Consider the following 3,410-nt stretch of genomic DNA (forward strand, 5'->3'; position numbering starts at 1 on the left):
AATCAAGATGTTCTGCATTTTGAAGATATTGATATGGACGGTATACGCCTAGTTAAAAGTGAATATGACTTGGTCGTGGAAATATTGGCCGATGGTGGTAGCGTCACATTTGATAACTGGTTTCATTTTAATGTTGGCGCTGAATCACAAATTCCTTATTTTCAATTTGGTGATGGCGATCCTGTAACGAAGCTTGCGTTGTTTGAAGCTAAAAGTATTAGTGAAAGAGCATCAACCATATGGTCCTACAAAATAATAGACCCAGAAGATTACATCGACCAAGCCCTACCCGTTTACTCCTCAGTCGAAACCGATTTAACGGAATGGGAGCGTGGTGAGGGGCCGTTTGCTAATGCGGATGATCATCCGTTGGTTTTAAATACAACGTTACCTGCCAATGCTAATATTATTTGGCCGTTAAATACCAATATATGGGCACATGCGGATGTCGTTATTGCTGAGGGACAGCAACTTAAAATGCGTTATTTTGTCGATAACGTCGCTAGTATTTGGGTTAACGGAACACTGTATCCCAGCCGTGTGGGCGGTAATGATGCCGCGGATTTAATTGAGCGTGAGCTTATCATTCCAGCGGCGGATTTAATTAGGGGTAGCAATCGAATTGTATTACTCGCTGAAGATTACGGTGCTTACAGCTATGCACATGTTGAGATAACGGTAATTACACCTTCTGCAACTGAGGTTTCGCGGTCTAAAGTATTGGCGAATGCCTGTAACGGTATTATGCCGCCACAGGCGAATTTTGCTGATCGTGTTTCGAACCCTTATGCGGATGCTGAATTTTATGCCGATCCCGATTACGCCGATCGAGTAAGTTCGACACAGGATCAAATGGATGATCCCGTTATGGTCGCGGCAATGGATTTGGTTAAATATGAATCTACCGGCATTTGGTTAGATAGTACCGCTAAGCTATGTGATACACCAAAAGATAAGCGTACAAATTTACTTAACCATTTAGAGAATGCACAGAAAACGGCACAGGGTGAGCCCGTAGTATTGTCTACTGTGGTCTTTAATGTACCAGCACGAGATTGTGTTTCGGGTAATCACCCTGGTGAATTTGAAGCAACCCCAGAAGGTTTTGCGGCGTATAAAAAGTATATTGATACAATTGCAGCCCTAGCGGCTAGCTTCCCGAATGTGCGTTTAGTGGCTGCTGTTGAGCCGGGTGCATTGGCGGCTTCGGTGAATCATGAAAGAAATTACGACAGCATCACTTACTGTGATATTCCTTTTATGGAAGGTTATTATCGTCAGAGTGTCGTGTATGCCATGCAGAAATTTGCGACGGTGCCGAATGTTTATACGTATTTAGATGCCGCGCATGCTGCTTGGCTTGGCTGGCGCGTGCCAACGTTAGTCGGTTTAACTAAAGAATGGATCGGACTAGCAACTGATAGTAACGCGCCGGATTACAGTATTATTTCGGGCTTCGTTACTAATATGTCGGAATATATCCCGTTTGAAGAACCTTATATGCTAGACGAAAAGCCAGAGGAACTTGGCTTTTATAAATGGAATGCCATGGCGTCTGCCTCTGAGTATGCTGCGGCAATTATTGAAGGAATGAGTACAGTAACTGAAGAAAAATTTGGTGTCATTATTGATTCTTCACGTAATGGTTGGGGTGGCGCGGGACGGCCACAAACACAGGGCTTTGGCGAAGAGTTTCGACTAGATCGCCGTGATGCGCGCTGGCTTTGGTGTAACAATGCTGCTGCGGGCCTGGGGGAATTCCCTCGTGCCAACCCTGCAGAAAATCAAGAATATGTCCATGCTTTCTACTGGTTCAAACCGCCCGGCGAATCGGATGGGGACGACAATGCTGAGCGTTACGGTATTTATAAGGAGCGTTCTACTATGGATTGTTCAAGTGATTTTCGTGGAGCCAAAGAGAATCCCACACCTGCAAGTGCTTGGTTTGATGAGCACTTTATCCAGTTGATTGAAAATGCATGGCCACCTTTAATTGCACCGGTTGAGCGTGGTAAAAAAGCATTGGATATTCACTTAAGTTCAGCAAAAATGCCAATAGAAGGTTTAAGCGATATTCTTATCGAAGCAGAAATCGCTGAAGCCAGCATTGCAAGCGTACGTTTTGTTGCTGACGGTATTGTTGTGCCATTACCGGAAACACTAATATATGAAGGTGGATCTTTAGAGGTTCCTATTCAGGATGTATTGGGCGGGACATTAGCGCAACAAGTGATTCGTTTAGATGTTACCGATACTAATGGGAATACTTATTCTGGTGAGGTTGCTTTTGATGCTGACAGATATTTAAGTGGTAGTTTGTTGGCCGATGCATTAATTCGTGAACCCAATACGAACTTTACAAATCTAGTACCGAATGGTTTGGCCGGTGATGATTTCATTATTGATCTTCTTAATAGTATGGTTTTAGAAGGAGGGAAGGGTAATGATTGGCTGCAGGGCGTCAATTTAATTGGCGGTGAGGGCAATGATATTTTGGTAATGACTGGGGTAGAGGTCGACCAGAAGGCTAGCGGTGGTCCCGGCGACGATGAGTTTTATGTCTTTGGCCGTTACAGCCAAATAACCATTAACGATACTGAGGGTGTTAATCGTGTGTTTTTACCGAAGGTTAACCAAGATGGGTTGCAGTGGTACCGTGAAGAGTCTGACTTGATGATCGAGTATTATAACGATTCAGATTTTCCTGAGTTTGAGCTTACTGTAGAAGAGTTTTTTAATAGTAACCCTTCGTTTAAAGGTGTCTATGTTCAAGATCAGTTGTGGTTAACCCCCGACTCAATTAGTCAGGACAACTTCTAAGTTATCAATGCAGGGTCATTTTTAATGGCCCTGAGTACAAAAAAAGGCACGGGTGAATCCATTCGTGCCTTTTTTGTTTTAGCCCCTACATTAAAGCCCAGTCGGTGTAATGTTAGGGGCGAGGAAACAATATTTCATCCACTACAACCATGGTGGCTGTAAGTGTGAAGAAAATAATAAGATTAATAACGAGCGGCACTAAAATATAAAGACGCAATTCTTTACGTCACAGTAAGTTAACACCCTCGAAATAGTAATTAACGTCGGTGGCGAGGTTGTTGTTAGCCAGTGTTTTTATCATGAGATACTCCATTGATGCTCGCGACAAAAAAAGGCGCTAACATTGCTCAGGGGTTTGCCCGTTGGAGTGTTAGCGCCTTTGTATCATACGTAATTCCCCTCCTGAATTATTTAGCGCCAGCAGCGTTTAAGGCGGTGAGACAATCACCACCTTGTCTATGGCTTGCAATAATTTGAGGCATTATTTTACCCGTAGGGCCTACTCCATTAATGTTGCGGCCTGCGTCTGTAAAAAAGCGCACAAAGGTGGCGAAGTTCTCTTTGTGCATACCGCGGTAAGCGACTTCAAT

The 3,410-nt window shown here is 43.7% G+C and carries 2 protein-coding genes; one reads left to right on the forward strand and one right to left on the reverse strand.

Features of this window, described 5'->3' with window-relative positions; all coding sequences use genetic code 11:
* Nucleotides 1–2,820 (forward strand): glycoside hydrolase family 6 protein (locus tag AC3A8L_RS20650; protein WP_487964163.1); only part of this gene is annotated, 2,820 nt, incomplete at its 5' end.
* A 407-nt stretch (nucleotides 2,821–3,227) separates the two neighbouring features.
* On the opposite strand, the gene AC3A8L_RS20655 is transcribed toward AC3A8L_RS20650, so the two are convergent.
* Nucleotides 3,228–3,410: PA4642 family protein (locus AC3A8L_RS20655; protein WP_487964164.1), on the reverse strand; the 183-nt coding region annotated here is incomplete at its 5' end.

The sequence above is a fragment of the Marinagarivorans sp. genome (assembly GCF_982758155.1).